15 protein-coding genes and 1 pseudogene are annotated in these 13,856 nt (G+C 54.2%); 6 read left to right on the top strand and 10 right to left on the bottom strand.

Going from position 1 to position 13,856, the window contains the following annotated elements; translation table 11 throughout:
* Positions 1 to 11: 11 nt before the first annotated feature.
* The 6 genes from ABRZ28_RS12495 to prmB are packed head-to-tail and all read right to left on the bottom strand — an operon-like array spanning position 12 to position 4,602.
* Entirely contained in the window at positions 12 to 299 is a 288-nt protein-coding gene (locus tag ABRZ28_RS12495; protein ID WP_319604941.1) for a YfcL family protein, read from the bottom strand.
* A 34-nt stretch (positions 300 to 333) separates the two neighbouring features.
* Complete coding sequence (locus tag ABRZ28_RS12490; RefSeq protein WP_330520403.1) at positions 334 to 897, bottom strand: elongation factor P hydroxylase; 564 nt, start codon at positions 895 to 897, stop codon at positions 334 to 336.
* Positions 897 to 1,697: a sulfite exporter TauE/SafE family protein gene (locus ABRZ28_RS12485; protein ID WP_330520402.1), complete on the bottom strand. Its 801-nt coding sequence runs from the start codon at positions 1,695 to 1,697 to the stop codon at positions 897 to 899. The genes ABRZ28_RS12490 and ABRZ28_RS12485 overlap by 1 nt, the downstream gene beginning before the upstream one ends.
* Positions 1,698 to 1,700: 3 nt before the next feature.
* Complete coding sequence (gene mepA, locus ABRZ28_RS12480) at positions 1,701 to 2,531, bottom strand: penicillin-insensitive murein endopeptidase (RefSeq protein ID WP_330520401.1); 831 nt, start codon at positions 2,529 to 2,531, stop codon at positions 1,701 to 1,703.
* A gap of 6 nt (positions 2,532 to 2,537) precedes the next feature.
* Complete coding sequence (gene aroC / locus ABRZ28_RS12475; RefSeq protein ID WP_319604945.1) at positions 2,538 to 3,623, bottom strand: chorismate synthase; 1,086 nt, start codon at positions 3,621 to 3,623, stop codon at positions 2,538 to 2,540.
* A gap of 46 nt (positions 3,624 to 3,669) precedes the next feature.
* Positions 3,670 to 4,602: a 50S ribosomal protein L3 N(5)-glutamine methyltransferase gene (gene prmB / locus ABRZ28_RS12470; protein WP_319604946.1), complete on the bottom strand. Its 933-nt coding sequence runs from the start codon at positions 4,600 to 4,602 to the stop codon at positions 3,670 to 3,672.
* Positions 4,603 to 4,772: 170 nt separating this feature from the next.
* Between prmB and smrB the strand changes: the two genes are divergently transcribed.
* Positions 4,773 to 5,315: an endonuclease SmrB gene (gene smrB / locus ABRZ28_RS12465; RefSeq protein ID WP_319604947.1), complete on the top strand. Its 543-nt coding sequence runs from the start codon at positions 4,773 to 4,775 to the stop codon at positions 5,313 to 5,315.
* A gap of 71 nt (positions 5,316 to 5,386) precedes the next feature.
* On the opposite strand, the gene sixA is transcribed toward smrB, so the two are convergent.
* Entirely contained in the window at positions 5,387 to 5,872 is a 486-nt protein-coding gene (gene sixA, locus ABRZ28_RS12460) for a phosphohistidine phosphatase SixA (RefSeq protein WP_330520400.1), read from the bottom strand.
* A gap of 726 nt (positions 5,873 to 6,598) precedes the next feature.
* Here sixA and ABRZ28_RS12455 point away from each other — a divergent pair.
* The 5 genes from ABRZ28_RS12455 (at position 6,599) to ABRZ28_RS12435 (ending at position 11,936) form a co-directional block, all read left to right on the top strand.
* Positions 6,599 to 7,144, top strand: coding sequence for a Csu type fimbrial protein (locus ABRZ28_RS12455; RefSeq protein ID WP_319604949.1), 546 nt, complete (start codon positions 6,599 to 6,601; stop codon positions 7,142 to 7,144).
* 63 nt (positions 7,145 to 7,207) lie between these two features.
* The gene (locus ABRZ28_RS12450) at positions 7,208 to 7,732 is read left to right on the top strand and encodes a Csu type fimbrial protein (protein ID WP_319604950.1); all 525 of its coding nucleotides are present in this window, start codon (positions 7,208 to 7,210) and stop codon (positions 7,730 to 7,732) included.
* 18 nt (positions 7,733 to 7,750) lie between these two features.
* Complete coding sequence (locus ABRZ28_RS12445) at positions 7,751 to 8,542, top strand: fimbrial biogenesis chaperone (RefSeq protein ID WP_330520399.1); 792 nt, start codon at positions 7,751 to 7,753, stop codon at positions 8,540 to 8,542.
* A gap of 24 nt (positions 8,543 to 8,566) precedes the next feature.
* Complete coding sequence (locus ABRZ28_RS12440) at positions 8,567 to 10,972, top strand: fimbria/pilus outer membrane usher protein (protein WP_442878690.1); 2,406 nt, start codon at positions 8,567 to 8,569, stop codon at positions 10,970 to 10,972.
* Positions 10,965 to 11,936, top strand: coding sequence for a Csu type fimbrial protein (locus tag ABRZ28_RS12435; RefSeq protein WP_330520397.1), 972 nt, complete (start codon positions 10,965 to 10,967; stop codon positions 11,934 to 11,936). Before ABRZ28_RS12440 ends, ABRZ28_RS12435 begins: the two co-directional genes overlap by 8 nt.
* Positions 11,937 to 12,084: 148 nt before the next feature.
* On the opposite strand, the gene ABRZ28_RS12430 is transcribed toward ABRZ28_RS12435, so the two are convergent.
* The 3 genes and pseudogenes from ABRZ28_RS12430 to ABRZ28_RS12420 all read right to left on the bottom strand — a co-directional run.
* A complete protein-coding gene (locus ABRZ28_RS12430; RefSeq protein ID WP_319604954.1) occupies positions 12,085 to 12,381 on the bottom strand; it encodes a YfcZ/YiiS family protein in 297 nt (98 codons plus the stop codon).
* Between the two features lie 389 nt (positions 12,382 to 12,770).
* Entirely contained in the window at positions 12,771 to 13,652 is an 882-nt protein-coding gene (locus tag ABRZ28_RS12425) for a hypothetical protein (RefSeq protein ID WP_330520396.1), read from the bottom strand.
* Positions 13,653 to 13,659: 7 nt separating this feature from the next.
* Positions 13,660 to 13,856 (bottom strand): annotated as a pseudogene (locus ABRZ28_RS12420) (hypothetical protein); the annotation flags it as partial.

Below are 13,856 nucleotides of genomic sequence, written 5' to 3'. Positions count from 1 at the left end.
CCTCGTCAGGTTTAATGTGTTTGCTGACGCTTCGCCTGTTGAAATAACCTTTCCCACATGTCATTCACCAGCACCTGATCCGGCGGAGAAAGCTCGCCGTTCTTTATCGCGGCGTTAATGCTGTCGCTAACCCGCGCATAGAGCGCTTCCGGCGTATGTTCGCCGTTTTCCTCCGCTTCCGCCACCGAAACGGTTAAATGACCGCGCAGATAACCGCCGGCAAAAAGTTCGTCGTCGCTGGCATGTTCCACCATGTCATCAATCAGCGCCAGAATACGCGCCTCAAATTCTGCGATCATTTATTATCCTCAATTAATCGATAGTCAGCGCGATTCAGCAGAGATCGGCCGGGTACGGAAAGCTCGCCGCCGTCAACGGCGGCGTATGATAAAACGATTGTAACGCATGAATAAAGCGCGCCGGCCGGGCCGGGATCCCCTGTTGCAAATAAAGCATGACCTGTTCATGCACCCGGCGTTGAAACGCGATGCGATCCGGCTCAGCGTCGCCATTCAGATTGTCGCAACTGACGTTAAACGGAAAATCCGCCGCCGCGCAGAATAGCCAATCGAACGCCTGCGGTTTAATCTCTACGGACTCAAACTGAGACTGCGTCATGGCATCACGCCCGTCCGGGCAGTACCAGTAGCCAAAATCGACCTGTAAACGTCGTCGCTCGCCGGCGATACACCAATGGGAAATTTCATGCAGCGCGCTGGCATAAAAGCCGTGCGCAAAGATTATCCGATGATACGGCACCTGCTCGTCGGCGGGCAGATAGATGGGCTCATCCTCCCCCTTCACCAGGCGGGTGTTGTATTCCTCGCTAAAGCAATCATTAAAAATATCAATTAATTGCTGGTAATGATGGGTAATGCTATTTGTCTTTGTCGTCATCAGAAAAATTGCCCCAGCCAATGTGCAATCGCAGCGCCATGGCTGTCATAAATCAGTTTACAACTCATGATGGCGGAAACGATCACCAGCATCGGACGAATCAGTTTCTGGCCTTTGCTCAACACCATTTTTGCGCCGATGCGCGCGCCGATAACCTGCCCCAGCAGCATAATCAGCCCCACCGTCCACACCACTTTCCCGCCGAGCATAAAGAACAGCAGTCCGCCGAAATTAGAGGTGAAATTCAGGATTTTGGCATGCGCCGTCGCTTTCGACAGGTTAAAACCGCTCAGCGTGACGAAAGCCAGGGCGTAAAACGATCCGGCGCCGGGGCCAAAGAAACCGTCATAAAAGCCGACGCAACCGCCCGCAATCAATGCGAAAGGCAGACCGGACAGACGGTGCTGGCGGTCTTCATCGCCGATTTTCGGCGACAGCAGAAAATAGAGCCCGATGCCGATGATCAGCAGCGGCAGCAGCTGCCGCAGAAAATCGGCGTGAATCTGCTGAATCAGCCAGGCGCCTGAGATCGAGCCGACAAACGTCAAGGCTATCGCCAGTTTCTGTTCATTCAAATTAACCGCCCGGCGACGGATAAAATAGAGACTGGCTGAAAACGAACCGCCCATGGATTGCAATTTATTGGTCGCCAGCGCCTGCGCGGGCGACAGCCCTACGGCCAGCAGCGTCGGCACGCACAATAAACCGCCGCCGCCGGCAATCGAGTCAATAAACCCCGCCAATATGGCGACAAAAAAAAGAATGGCCAACATTTCCGGGCCAATAATAGAAAGGTCCATACATTATTCCGAAGCGAAATGTCTGTCGATCAAAGCCTGACACGAATCCGGCAATGGCGGCGGCGAAGTTTTAGTCGGCGACTCTCGCACCGGCTGTCTGGGCTGGAACCAACTGGTCAACTCGGCGCCGCATCCATCCCCCGTCGGCGGCGACGGCTGCTCCTGACATTCCAGACTATCGGCCGGACAGCGCAGACGAACATGCATGTGCGCGCGATGACCAAACCACGGGCGAACCTTGCGCAGCCAGTCGCGATCCTGCCCCGCATCGGCGCACAGCTGTTTTTTGATCGCCGGGTGAACAAAAATACGCGTCACCTCGTTATCTTTCGCCGCCAGCTTCACCAGCGTCGTCACCTCGGGCTGCCAGGCGCGAGGATTAATCTGGCGCCCATTCTGCGCAACCAGATCGATCGGCTGGGGTTTAAGAAGCTGCTGCTGACTCCAGCGCTGTTTCGGTAATTGCAGCCAGATATCCACATCCAGACCGGACTGATGGCTGGCATGACCGCTGCTAAACCGCCCGCCGGCAGGCATGCCCATATCGCCGATCAGCACATGGGCGGACGTACGGCGCTTAACCGATGCGCTCATGCGGGTGATAAAGGACAGCAAATGGGGATGGCCGTAATAGCGGTTCTGGTCGACGCGCATCACCTGATAATCCGGTGATTGCAACGGCAGCGCTTGCGCGCCGACGATACAGCCATTGGAAAAACTGCCGATGGCCTGAGGGGCGCCCGCAACCGGGCGCGTGATTTCCTGCCAGGGGGTTTTCGCCCATAGCGGCGCGCAGCATGCCAAAGCGATAAACCCAATTAACCCTTTTTTCATTATCTCTTACCAGCGGGGAACCTGACTGTCGACATCGCCGCACTGCGCACGCTGGCGCAGCAGGTGATCCATTAATACAATCGCCATCATCGCTTCGGCGATCGGCACCGCACGGATCCCGACGCAAGGATCGTGACGACCGCGGGTCACCATTTCCGTCGCCTCTCCCTGACGATTAATGGTTCTTCCCGGCACCATGATGCTGGAGGTCGGTTTCAATGCCAGATGGGCGATAATCTGCTGTCCGCTGCTGATGCCGCCCAAAATACCGCCGGCGTGATTGCTCTGGAAACCCTGCGGGGTAATCTCATCGCGATTTTCGCTGCCGCGTTTCGTCACGACCGCAAAACCGTCGCCGATCTCCACGCCTTTCACCGCGTTGATACTCATCAGGGCATGCGCCAGATCGGCATCGAGACGATCAAACACCGGCTCGCCCAATCCGGCGGGTACAGACTCGGCCACGACGCTGACTTTGGCGCCGATGGAATCGCCCTCTTTTTTCAGCGCCCGCATCAACGCATCCAAAGCGTCCAGTTTGTCGGCATCCGGACAGAAAAAGGGATTCTGTTCAACCAGATCCCAGTCTTTCAATTCACAGCTCACATCGCCGATTTGGGACAGATAGCCGCGAATTTTCACGCCGTGCCGCTGTTGCAGATATTTTTTCGCTATCGCGCCGGCCGCGACGCGCATCGCGGTTTCGCGCGCAGAGGAGCGGCCGCCGCCGCGATAATCACGCCGACCGTATTTTTGTTCATAGCTATAATCGGCATGACCGGGACGGAAAACGTCCTTAATGGCGCTGTAATCCTGTGAACGCTGATCGGTATTTTCAATCAGCAAGCCAATGCTGGTGCCGGTGGTAACCCCTTCAAACACGCCGGAAAGAATGCGCACCTGATCGGGTTCTCGACGTTGGGTGGTATAACGGGACGTTCCGGGGCGGCGGCGATCCAGATCGCGTTGCAGATCCGCTTCCGTCAGCGGGATCCCCGGCGGAACGCCGTCAACAATACAGCCCAGGGCAATTCCGTGGGACTCACCAAATGTGGTGACGCGGAAAAACTGTCCAATACTGTTTCCTGCCATCACAACTCCTTAGCCTATCAATAATGGTTTTAACTCAAGCATCGAATCAATCGCGGTAGATGCTGAAATGCGCCTGACAATCAATCAATTGAGATTTGCTTAACATAAACACCCCATCACCCCCGTTCTCAAATTCCAGCCAGGTGAACGGGATATCGGGATACTGATCGATCAGGTGAACCATGCTGTTGCCCACTTCGCAAATCAGGATGCCGTCGTCGCTGAGATAATCCGGCGCACAGGCCAAAATACGGCGCACCAGTTTCAGTCCGTCGCTCCCCGCAGCCAACCCTAATTCCGGCTCATAGCGGAACTCTTCCGGCAGGTCCGACATATCTTCCTCATCGACATAAGGCGGATTGGTCACAATCAAGTCGTAGCGAATGGCGGGCAGATCGCGAAACAGGTCGGAGCGGATGGGCGTCACGCGATGTTCCATGCCGTGCTGCTGAATATTTTGTTCGGTCACCGCCAGCACATCGTTGGAGATATCCACGGCGTCCACCTCGGCTTGCGGAAAAGCCTGCGCGCAGGCAATCGCAATACAACCGCTGCCGGTACACATATCCAGAATATGTCCTGGCGTCCTGGGCAGAACCTCGCCGAAATAATTGTTGATTAACTCGCCGATCGGCGAGCGCGGCACCAGAACCCGTTCGTCAACATAAAATTCCAGACCGCAGAACCAGGCTTTGTTGGTCAGATAAGCGACCGGTATGCGCTCATTGACCCGGCGAATGACGCGTTCGACAATGCGATGACGTTCGCTGGATGTTAAGCGGGAAGTATACATATCTTCTGGAATATCAAGGGGTAAAAACAGCGTGGGCAACACCAGTTGCACCGCTTCATCCCAGGGATTATCCGTACCGTGACCATAATAGACATTGGCTGCGTTAAACCGACTGACAGACCAACGCAACATATCCTGTATGGTATGAAGATCGCTGATGGCCTCGTCGACGAAAATTTTGTCCAAGGTTATCCTCCGCAGACACATCTGAATGGAAATTTAGCGCTTAGTTTGCCATGAAGCCCGCGACAAATCAGTAGTTATAACCGGCCGAACTAAGGTTAGGCCGACTTTTATTTAGCGACGGAAGAGAGAAAAGGTAAACTGGCGGAATGTTGATGCAGGGTGAACGACCAATGAATAATAAATATTCACTGAATGACGAAGAATTGCAGCTTTTTCGTACATCCGTTTCCGGTACGAAAAAATTACGCCAGGATACCTATCTCCACAAGCCGGCGCGCCGCAAGCTCAGTGAGTTGCCGCCCAGACGCGCATTACAGGAACAAGTGGACGCCAGCTTTTATTTTTCAGATGAATTCCAGCCGCAGTTGGAAAGCGAAGGGCCGACGCGCTACGTTCGCCCCGGCGCCAGTCACTATGAGCTGAAAAAACTGCGCCGCGGCGATTACTCGCCCGAGTTGTTTCTCGACCTGCACGGTCTGACGCAATTGCAGGCCAAACAGGAGTTGGGCGCGCTGCTGGCCGCCTGCCGGCGGGAACATGTTTATTGCGCCTGCGTGATGCACGGTTACGGCAAACATATTCTGAAACAGCAAACGCCGCTGTGGCTGGCGCAGCATCCCGACGTGCTGGCTTTTCATCAGGCGCCCAAGGAGTTTGGCGGGGATGCGGCGTTGCTGGTGCTCGTCGCGCTGGAAGCGCCGTCGTTGGAGTAGACAAAGCGGCGTGGCGGCGACACATCCCGTCAACGCGCGCCGTAGCGGCTGTTATCTGTGCAGCCTCGTCTTTATGGCATCTTGCGCGCTAACTGAGACGGCCCGATCTGCCAGTCGAACACCCCCTTCCCCGATTGTGAATCAACGCTCACGCTGGCGATAGCCGAAGTCGCAAACATCGGCGCGGTTTCGGCGGGGCATAATTCCGCGACCAGGTAGCCGACCAGAGGCAGATGGGAGATCACCAGCACCGTATCAGTCCCTTCCTTCGCCAACGTTTGCAGATAGTAGCCGACTAATTTGGCATTGCCGCCGGGCGTCAGCTCAGACAAGCATTCATCCTCCTCCGGCAACGGCAGGATATCCCTGACCGCCGCCAACGTTTGCTGCGCGCGCAGGTAGGGACTGACCAGGACACGATCGATATTAATCGCCTGATTATTCAGCCAAAACGCCATTTTCTGCGACTCATCATAACCGCGCGTGCTCAGGGGCCGCTGCGAATCACTGGCGGCATCAGGTACTGCATCACCATGACGCATAATCAAAACTTGCATGTCACACCGCTATGTTGATAAAACTCTGCTATGAAAAACGCTTATAAAGCAATGAATTGAATAAACTCATCCTTTAAAATCGCGCTATCTCGATCCATAAAGGGGAACGATTATCGCAGATTTTCGCTGCTAATTTAATCACTAAATGAAAGCGTTTTTCCGCACCACCGCGTCTGACCCAGGATTCCGCAACATAGCAGAGATAATTTGGATGAAAAAACCGTGAAATCCTCAAATTCAACATAAACAAATAAAAATTAATAACATTCATTATTTTTAATCTTTTTTATTGCATACCAGAAGGCTTATGTTGTTAAACATTAATTCTGCTTCTATCTTTACATCAAAAGATTAATTTTATTTACTAATTCGCCCAATAACATGCGAACAGCGGCAGCCTGACATTACAATCATAAAATAAGATTAACATTATTTATCACAATCATTTTTCTGACATTATTTTTGATGAACAGACCTTATATGAACATGGAAAATTGTGACTAAAACTTAACTGAGGAATTAATTTCCTTATGTGACGTTTTATTTCACCTTATGGGAAAACGCTTTAAATACACTGTAGTTACAGAAAAGTAATCAATAGTGTAATAGCTGAATTATTAACATGCGAATAAACGAACCTGCATTATTAATAAAAATGCAATTATAGGTTCGTCTACCCTATTTCCATACAGGTGAAACAAACACAATATATATAAAGGAATCACTATGAATGCCAATAAAAAAATACTGTCCGCGCTGGCGACATTATTAGCGCTGGGCATAATGCCGACCGCGCAGTGTTCCACCGTCACCGGTCAAATAGGCGTAACCTTAACCATTACCACGGCTTGTACGGTGGAAAACGGCGCCAGTTCCGGCAGCTCGTGGGGTACCATCGATTTCGGTTCATACAGTAGCCTTGCCGCCAACATCGACGGCCAGATGACCAATACTTCAGGCAGCGGCCTGGCGGTAACCTGCTCGGAAGGCACGCCGGCTACCGTTTACATCGGTTCCGGCACCAACGATTCCTCTTCGCTCAGAACATTGGCGCCCAGTTCCGGCAGCTATCATATCCCTTATCGTTTATACAGCGACGCGGCCCGGACAACGGAAATACCGCTTAACGATACCAACGGTATTGCACTCACCGCGACCGGCGTCGCCCAGCCGATTCCCATCTATGCCCGTATCCTGCCCGCCGATCAAACGGTCATATCGCCGAGCGCCGGCACCTATACCGACACGGTTGCCGCCACCGTCGAGTGGTAACCCCCAAGAGCGGAACGCCTGGCGTTGCGATCTGTTTTCGCTCATTGATGAGCAAGGATTAGGATGATTTCTCAGCGACTATCGCTCCTGCCCATTGTCTTGTTCTCTTTGCCGGCGGCGGCAGTAACGGTAAGCGATACCTTTACCGTCAGCGCCGACATCGAAAAAGGCTGTGCTTTTGGTCGTGACGTCAACGCCAGTCAACCGGACATGGGCGCCATCGATTTCGGCACCCTGAGCGCGCCCGCCGCGACTGTCGACGTAGCCAGCACGGTGGGCGGCGGTTCGATTGTCGTGACCTGTACGCCGGGCATCGCGGTATCCATTGAACTGGATTATGGACTGCACGGCGGCGACGGCGAGCGGCGTTACGTAATGAATACCACAGGCAGCGCGCTGCTGCCTTATCAGTTATACCGTGATGCTGCCCGCACCCAGGTATGGGGCAGCGACGATCTGGCGATGAGCATTTCCTCCTTTCCGGCAACCACTCAGACCTACACCGTTTATGCCCGCTATTTCGGCGCCTCGTCGCTGCCGCCGGCAGGGGAATACACCGATAGCATAACCGTCAGCCTGAGCTACTAAAACCAGCATAGAAGAAACATGAAAAGAATATTAGTCATTTTTATTCAATCCGTTAGTTTAATTTTATCCATCTTCTTCGCCCCCTATTCCGCCGCCGGCAGCATACTGGTCTGGCCGATTTATCAGGTTATTGAATCCGATGAAAACGGTTCCGCCCTGTGGCTGGAAAATAAAGGAAACGCGCCCGTTGGTCTGCAAATTCGCATTATGGCCTGGAAACAGATTAATTTTCAGGATCGTTACGCAGAGCAAAAAGAGGTGATCGGCACCCCGCCATTTACCACGCTGGAGCCGGGACAACGCCATATGGTGCGCCTGATGCGCGCCACGCCGGCGCCGGTCGATACGGAACGGTCTTATCGCATCATTATTGATGAAATCACGACGCCCTATGCCCAGCAACAGGCAACGCCCCGGATAGGAATCCAGTTTCAAATGCGTTACCTGCTGCCGCTGTTTATCGACGGCGCAGGGATATGGACACAGGCGAGACCGGGTAAACAACGTCTTAACCGCGATCCCGCCATGCCTGATTTGTACTGGCATATCGCCGCCGTCGCAGGCAAGCCCTATCTTTACATACAGAATCTGGGCAAGGTGCATGCGCGCTTGAGTCAGGTTTTCTGGTCATCGTCGCCAAAAGGGGAAACCCACAATCTCGCCATGACTCAGGGTTTTTTAGGCTACGTCTTACCGGGACAGGAAATGCGCTGGCCGTTGCCTGCGGGAATATCCACGCCCGGCGCAGCCCTGAACCTGTTTACCCATTTGTCGGACATTGCCGATCCCGTCCTGATTAAACGGCGATAGCTTTTAATGGCCGGCAATAGGGATATGAAGAGACATGCCATCAATGTGATACCGTTTATCGTTTCGCTACGGTATTTTTTGGGGAGCATATTTGTCTGCTTATTATTTTATTCCGCAGTTCTTCAGGCGGAAGAATATACCGCTCTCCCCGCGCCGCCGCGCGTTAAACCGACAATCAACGAAGCCGTCTATTATTTAACCTTGGTGATTAATGGTCAGAGCGATCATGCAGTAATACCCGTGAATTATCGTCATGATAATTATTACGTGGAAGCCGACGTACTGAGCAAAAATAATATCCGATTACCCGCGGGAACCGTCGGCCAGGTGAATGTAAACCGTTTGCCTGAGGTCAGCGCGGAATATGATCCCAGCCAGCAGCAGTTAAAACTGACCGTGCCGGTCGACTGGCTACCGGCGCAACGGGTAACGAGCGACGGCTCCGGCACGGAACGCCTTGTCCCAAGCAGTAGTCTTGGACTTCTGTTTAACTATAACGCCTATTATTCATCGCCGTCGAACGGCGGCGATTCGCTGAGCGCCTGGATGGAACAGCGCGTTTTCAGTGACTATGGCTCATTTTCCAACACCGGCATTGATGACATCATGACGGGAAACCATTCAGATCAATATCATCGCTATCGCCGCTTTGATACCTACTGGCGATACAGCGACAGCGGGCGGATGATTTCATACCAGGCGGGCGATCTGGTCAGTAACTCGCTGACCTGGAGTCACTCCGTGCGGATGGGCGGCGTACGTATCAGCCGGAATTTCGGCCTGCGCCCCGATATTGTGACCTACCCGCTTCTGCAATATTCCGGCTCCGCGGCCGTTCCCAGCACGTTGGATCTCTTCATCAACGGTTATAAGGCGAACAGTTCAAATCTTAATCCCGGCCCCTTCACCCTGACCAATACGCCGTATCTCAACGGCGCCGGTGAAGCGACGGTGGTCACCACTGACGCCCAGGGAAGGCGGATCGCCACCACCATTCCATTCTATGTCTCCAATACCTTGCTGCGAGCAGGATTAAGCGATTTCGATCTTTCCATGGGCGCGCTGCGCCATGACTACGGATTCCGAAACGCCGCCTATGCGTCCGAGCCGGCCTTCAGCGGCATTTATCGTTATGGATTAACAAATTGGCTAACATTATCCACCCATGTGGAAACCGAACGGGATCTTTATCTGGCGGGCATGGGCGCCGATTTTACCGTCGGCCGCTGGGGTACCCTCAGTTCGTCCTACACTCAGAGTGAAAGGGATGGGCGCGGACAGCAATATACGTTGGGGTATTCCTACTATACCCGACTGTTCGGCCTGAATGTTCAGCATGCCGGGCGCGACCAGGCATATCGCGATTTAACCGCCGTCAACAATGAAGGCCGGCTCAGCCGCCAGAGCAATCAGGCGACCCTCAGCAGCCAGCTATTCGGCAAAGGCAACGGCACCGTCGGCGCCGGCTATTTTGATATTCAGTCTTTCGATCGCTCGCGGGTAAAACTCCTGAATCTCTCTTACAGCCGACAGCTGTGGCAAAGCAGCTCGGTTTACGCCGCGCTCAATAAGACGCTGGGAGAAGATGACTACAGCGTACAGATCCAATTCGTTATGCCCTTCGGCACGAGAAATACCGCCAGTTCCGGCGTGCAGCGCGACGCCAACGGCAATTATTCAGCGCGTGTCGGTATGACGCACTCCGCGCCGACCGACGGCGGATTCGGCTGGAATCTGGCTTATGCCGCAGGCGGCAATCCCTACCAGCAAGGCACCTTGAGCTGGCGCGGACCTTATAACCTGATACAGGGCGGCGTGTATGGTAATGAAGGCAATAGCACAAGGTGGGGGGAACTGAGCGGCTCACTGATATATATGGACGGCGGCCTGTACGCCAGCAACCGCATCAACGACGCTTTTATTGTGGTCGATACCGCAGGCTACGCGGGCGTACCGGTTAAATATGAAAACCAGTTAGTGGGCGCCACCAACGGCAGCGGTCATTTGCTGGTGCCGTGGGTCGCGTCCAACTATCCGGCAAAAGTGGAAATCGATCCGATGCCGCTCCCCGCGAATGTCGATACGCCCAATATCGAGCAACGCGTATCGGTAAAAGAAGGCAGCGGCATTGTGGTGAAATTCCCCGTGCGCAACGTACTTTCCGCCAATATCGCCTTACGTAATAGCCACGGTCGGCCTCTGGCGATCGGCACCTGGATCACCGATGAGTACAGCGGCGCCGCCACCATCAGCGGCCATGACGGGCTGGCCTATTTCTCCAATCTCCGTACCGTCAATCGATTGCATTTTAAACAAGAGGACGGGCAAACCTGTCAGGTCGCGTTTTCCCTGCCGGCGACAGCCCGGATGATGGTCAGCGTCGGCCCGCTGACCTGTCAACTAACCGCCCAGAGAGATAAAGATGAGTAAATTAAGATTGGGGTTCCGCCTGCTGTTTTTGCTGCTGGGCCTGATGAACGCCCGTTACGGTCTCGCAAGCTGCGCCGCCCCGGCCAGTTCAACCGAGCTGGGATCTTACGCCTCTTCCGTCGTCGGCCCCGACGGGACGCCGCAAATCATCACCTCCGGCAGCGGCTTTAGCTGTAGCGGCAGCGCATTAAGCCTTATCAGCACCAATACCATCACCGCCACCATCACTGGCGATACCAACGCCAGCGGCGACGGCATGCGGCTAAAAGGCGGCGCCGGCGGCAACGACGCCATCGTTTACGACCTGTGTATCGATGCCGGTTGTGAAACCCGCTATGGAATTGGCTCAAGCTATACCTGGAAACAAACAACATTTCTGGGCGTATTAGGCCTGTTCAACGCCAGCGACGGTACTTTGCCGATATATGTCCGCACCAGCGTCGGCAACAACGTACCGGCAGGCACCTATACCGATACGGTAACCATTCAATGGGATTACAATCTGTGCGCGCTGGGGGCGTTGGGTCTGTGTATCTACGATAGCGGCACGCTGACCTCAACGCTCAATTTGTCGATGACCATCACCAACGACTGCCAGATCAGCAGCGCGCCCGACGTCAGCTTCGGCTCGGCGGCCTTCCCCGCTGACTTTCCAACGGTCAGTAATAGTCTGGGCGTCAATTGCACCAATCTGGGCGCCTATACGGTCAAGCTGACCAGTTCACATCCTGACGATGCCAACTGGCGCAGAATGACCAATACGGCCGACGGCGCGGAATATTATCTGCAATATCAGCTATATCATGCGGATAATACCGCCTGGAGTGAAAACACGGATTACGCGGGAACCGGCACCGGCGTGACTCAGCGCATTCCCTATACGGCGCGCATCAACGGCAGCCAGGCCAATCAGCCGGCAGGAACCTATAGCGATACCGTTACCGTCGCCGTGACGATTAACTAGCCCTGACGGACTTTTCGCCCACGGCAGGCGACGCAAAGGAAAACGCAGCGTCTGCCGGCAGGCAGTAATCGGTTAATGCAGCAGAGTTTTTAGTAGAATGGCGGCACGCCATGATAACCCTGGCGTGCCACAATCAACTTCGGGGAAATTACCGCAGGCCGAGTTGGAAGATCAGCGTTTCAGCCTCACAGCTGAAGGTGAAATCCACATCCAGTTTCACGCCGCCTTCTACGGCGTCCAGTTTACTGCTGATCTGACAAGGATCGGACTCCACGGAGCGGGCTTTTTCCGTTAACGCTTTCAGCGTCGCTTCCGCCTCTGCGCGATCGGCAAAAACTTTACTATAAGACGCAGTGCAATCCGTGTTGTCCATGATTGTGCCGACATCAACGCAACAACAGGCGGCAGTTTCTTCAGCATTACATTTATTGATCGGGTTCGTCATCTTGAGCTCCTCTACGGGCAGTAACCTATATACAGATATGATCCGGTTCAAAAAAATGGTTATTTCTTCCTATTCTACTCACCGAGCCGGCACAGCACTAGAACTTACTGCCCACGGGGGCATTTAGTGGCATCCCTCACACCTCATTGTTATACCCGCGTAAAAACGCCGCCATTTCGCACCAGAAACATAACATCGCCATTACCTTGAATGGCGTACCATTGTGATTTATTCACATATACCTGTCTTTTTGCAAACAGCGAAAGGTTTCACGTCTGAATGGTGAGCGCGGTTCGCCGACCCGACAGTGCGCCTCCCTTTCGAGCGCTGGCGAAAAGCGTCCTGCGGGACGGTAGCCTTTCGGCTGTTTGAACCCCATCGCCTCGTCGCTACGCGTTATCTGGTCGTGCTGGGCGTTGGCCGTGCTCGACAAAGTTCGGCTCCCGTTCCGGCCAGCGATACAGCTCGTCCGGGTGCGCCGCGGGGAAAAAACCCTGCGGCGGCACCGGAATAAATTCATTCTCCACCCGGCGGATCAGCGTCCAGGTGGCCGGCACGTTTTCGATTTTCTCCCAGCCATAATCGCGTTCCCCTTCGTCCGTAACGAAATCACTTCTGACCTTTCCCTGCGGGGCGACATGCGGCAAATAGCTGAAGGGATGAAAAAACTGCGCGCAGGCATATTCCACATCCGGCAGATAAATCCCGGTCACCGTCACCGGGTCATTCGGCCCAAGCACCACGGACGTATCCAACTGGTAGCGGGGAATTTGCGCGGGTAAATCCAGCGGACCAAAGGCGCTTTCATCATATAAATAAGTTAATAGTCCTTCATCCCAGTTTGAACTGACGGTGCTATGCACCATCGTATCGTACATACTGCCCAGGCTGAACAGATCGGAATACTGTTGCAGCGCCGGCGGACTCATCCAGCGCTCCGGCCAGTAATCGGTCAGTCCTTTGTTGTCGCTGTTGACCCCCCCGCCGGTAATATAGGCATTGGGGTCGTGATGCTGTAGCCGCACATAACTGCGATCCAGCCCGGATAAGGTGTCGCGAATATTGGGCAACACCCGGTTCTGCCAGATAATATCGATCTGATCCCAGGCCGGTCGGCGGCGGAGGTCGGCGGGCAGATTTTGCACAAACAGCTCCACCTGCTGCTCGCAGTGATCGACAAAGGCGTTGTAGGCCTCCCAGCGCCGGCGGTAATAGTCGACGCTGGTATAGCGCTCCAGTAAATAACACTCCTGCGGGTGTAATATCGCCATCTTGTTCTTACCCCGGAAACTGCACAATACCGCCGTCGTCGCGCTCCAGCAGCGTCCAGTGGATAACCCTTTTCTGCGTCGCGCTGTCCTGCCACTGCGGCAAAATATCGCCTTGCGCGAAGTGTTGCCGTTCAATGCGCCCGGCCTGATAGGTGCTCCAGACTCCGCCGTACGGGCAGACCGTGCCGCTCAGCAACGTCAGAT

This window comes from Brenneria sp. g21c3 (assembly GCF_040240345.1).
Classification (GTDB): Bacteria; Pseudomonadota; Gammaproteobacteria; order Enterobacterales; family Enterobacteriaceae; genus Brenneria.
The sequence above is the reverse complement of the archived record's forward strand: the minus strand, read 5'-3'. Positions and strand labels throughout refer to the sequence as shown.

Coding starts and splice junctions, on each gene's coding strand:
- ABRZ28_RS12495 (WP_319604941.1), bottom strand. CDS start 299: ATGATCGCAGAATTTGAGGCGCGTATTCTGGCGCTGATTGATGACATG.
- ABRZ28_RS12490 (WP_330520403.1), bottom strand. CDS start 897: ATGACGACAAAGACAAATAGCATTACCCATCATTACCAGCAATTAATT.
- ABRZ28_RS12485 (WP_330520402.1), bottom strand. CDS start 1,697: ATGGACCTTTCTATTATTGGCCCGGAAATGTTGGCCATTCTTTTTTTT.
- mepA (WP_330520401.1), bottom strand. CDS start 2,531: ATGAAAAAAGGGTTAATTGGGTTTATCGCTTTGGCATGCTGCGCGCCG.
- aroC (WP_319604945.1), bottom strand. CDS start 3,623: ATGGCAGGAAACAGTATTGGACAGTTTTTCCGCGTCACCACATTTGGT.
- smrB (WP_319604947.1), top strand. CDS start 4,773: ATGAATAATAAATATTCACTGAATGACGAAGAATTGCAGCTTTTTCGT.
- sixA (WP_330520400.1), bottom strand. CDS start 5,872: ATGCAAGTTTTGATTATGCGTCATGGTGATGCAGTACCTGATGCCGCC.
- ABRZ28_RS12455 (WP_319604949.1), top strand. CDS start 6,599: ATGAATGCCAATAAAAAAATACTGTCCGCGCTGGCGACATTATTAGCG.
- ABRZ28_RS12450 (WP_319604950.1), top strand. CDS start 7,208: ATGATTTCTCAGCGACTATCGCTCCTGCCCATTGTCTTGTTCTCTTTG.
- ABRZ28_RS12445 (WP_330520399.1), top strand. CDS start 7,751: ATGAAAAGAATATTAGTCATTTTTATTCAATCCGTTAGTTTAATTTTA.
- ABRZ28_RS12440 (WP_442878690.1), top strand. CDS start 8,567: ATGAAGAGACATGCCATCAATGTGATACCGTTTATCGTTTCGCTACGG.
- ABRZ28_RS12435 (WP_330520397.1), top strand. CDS start 10,965: ATGAGTAAATTAAGATTGGGGTTCCGCCTGCTGTTTTTGCTGCTGGGC.
- ABRZ28_RS12430 (WP_319604954.1), bottom strand. CDS start 12,381: ATGACGAACCCGATCAATAAATGTAATGCTGAAGAAACTGCCGCCTGT.
- ABRZ28_RS12425 (WP_330520396.1), bottom strand. CDS start 13,652: ATGGCGATATTACACCCGCAGGAGTGTTATTTACTGGAGCGCTATACC.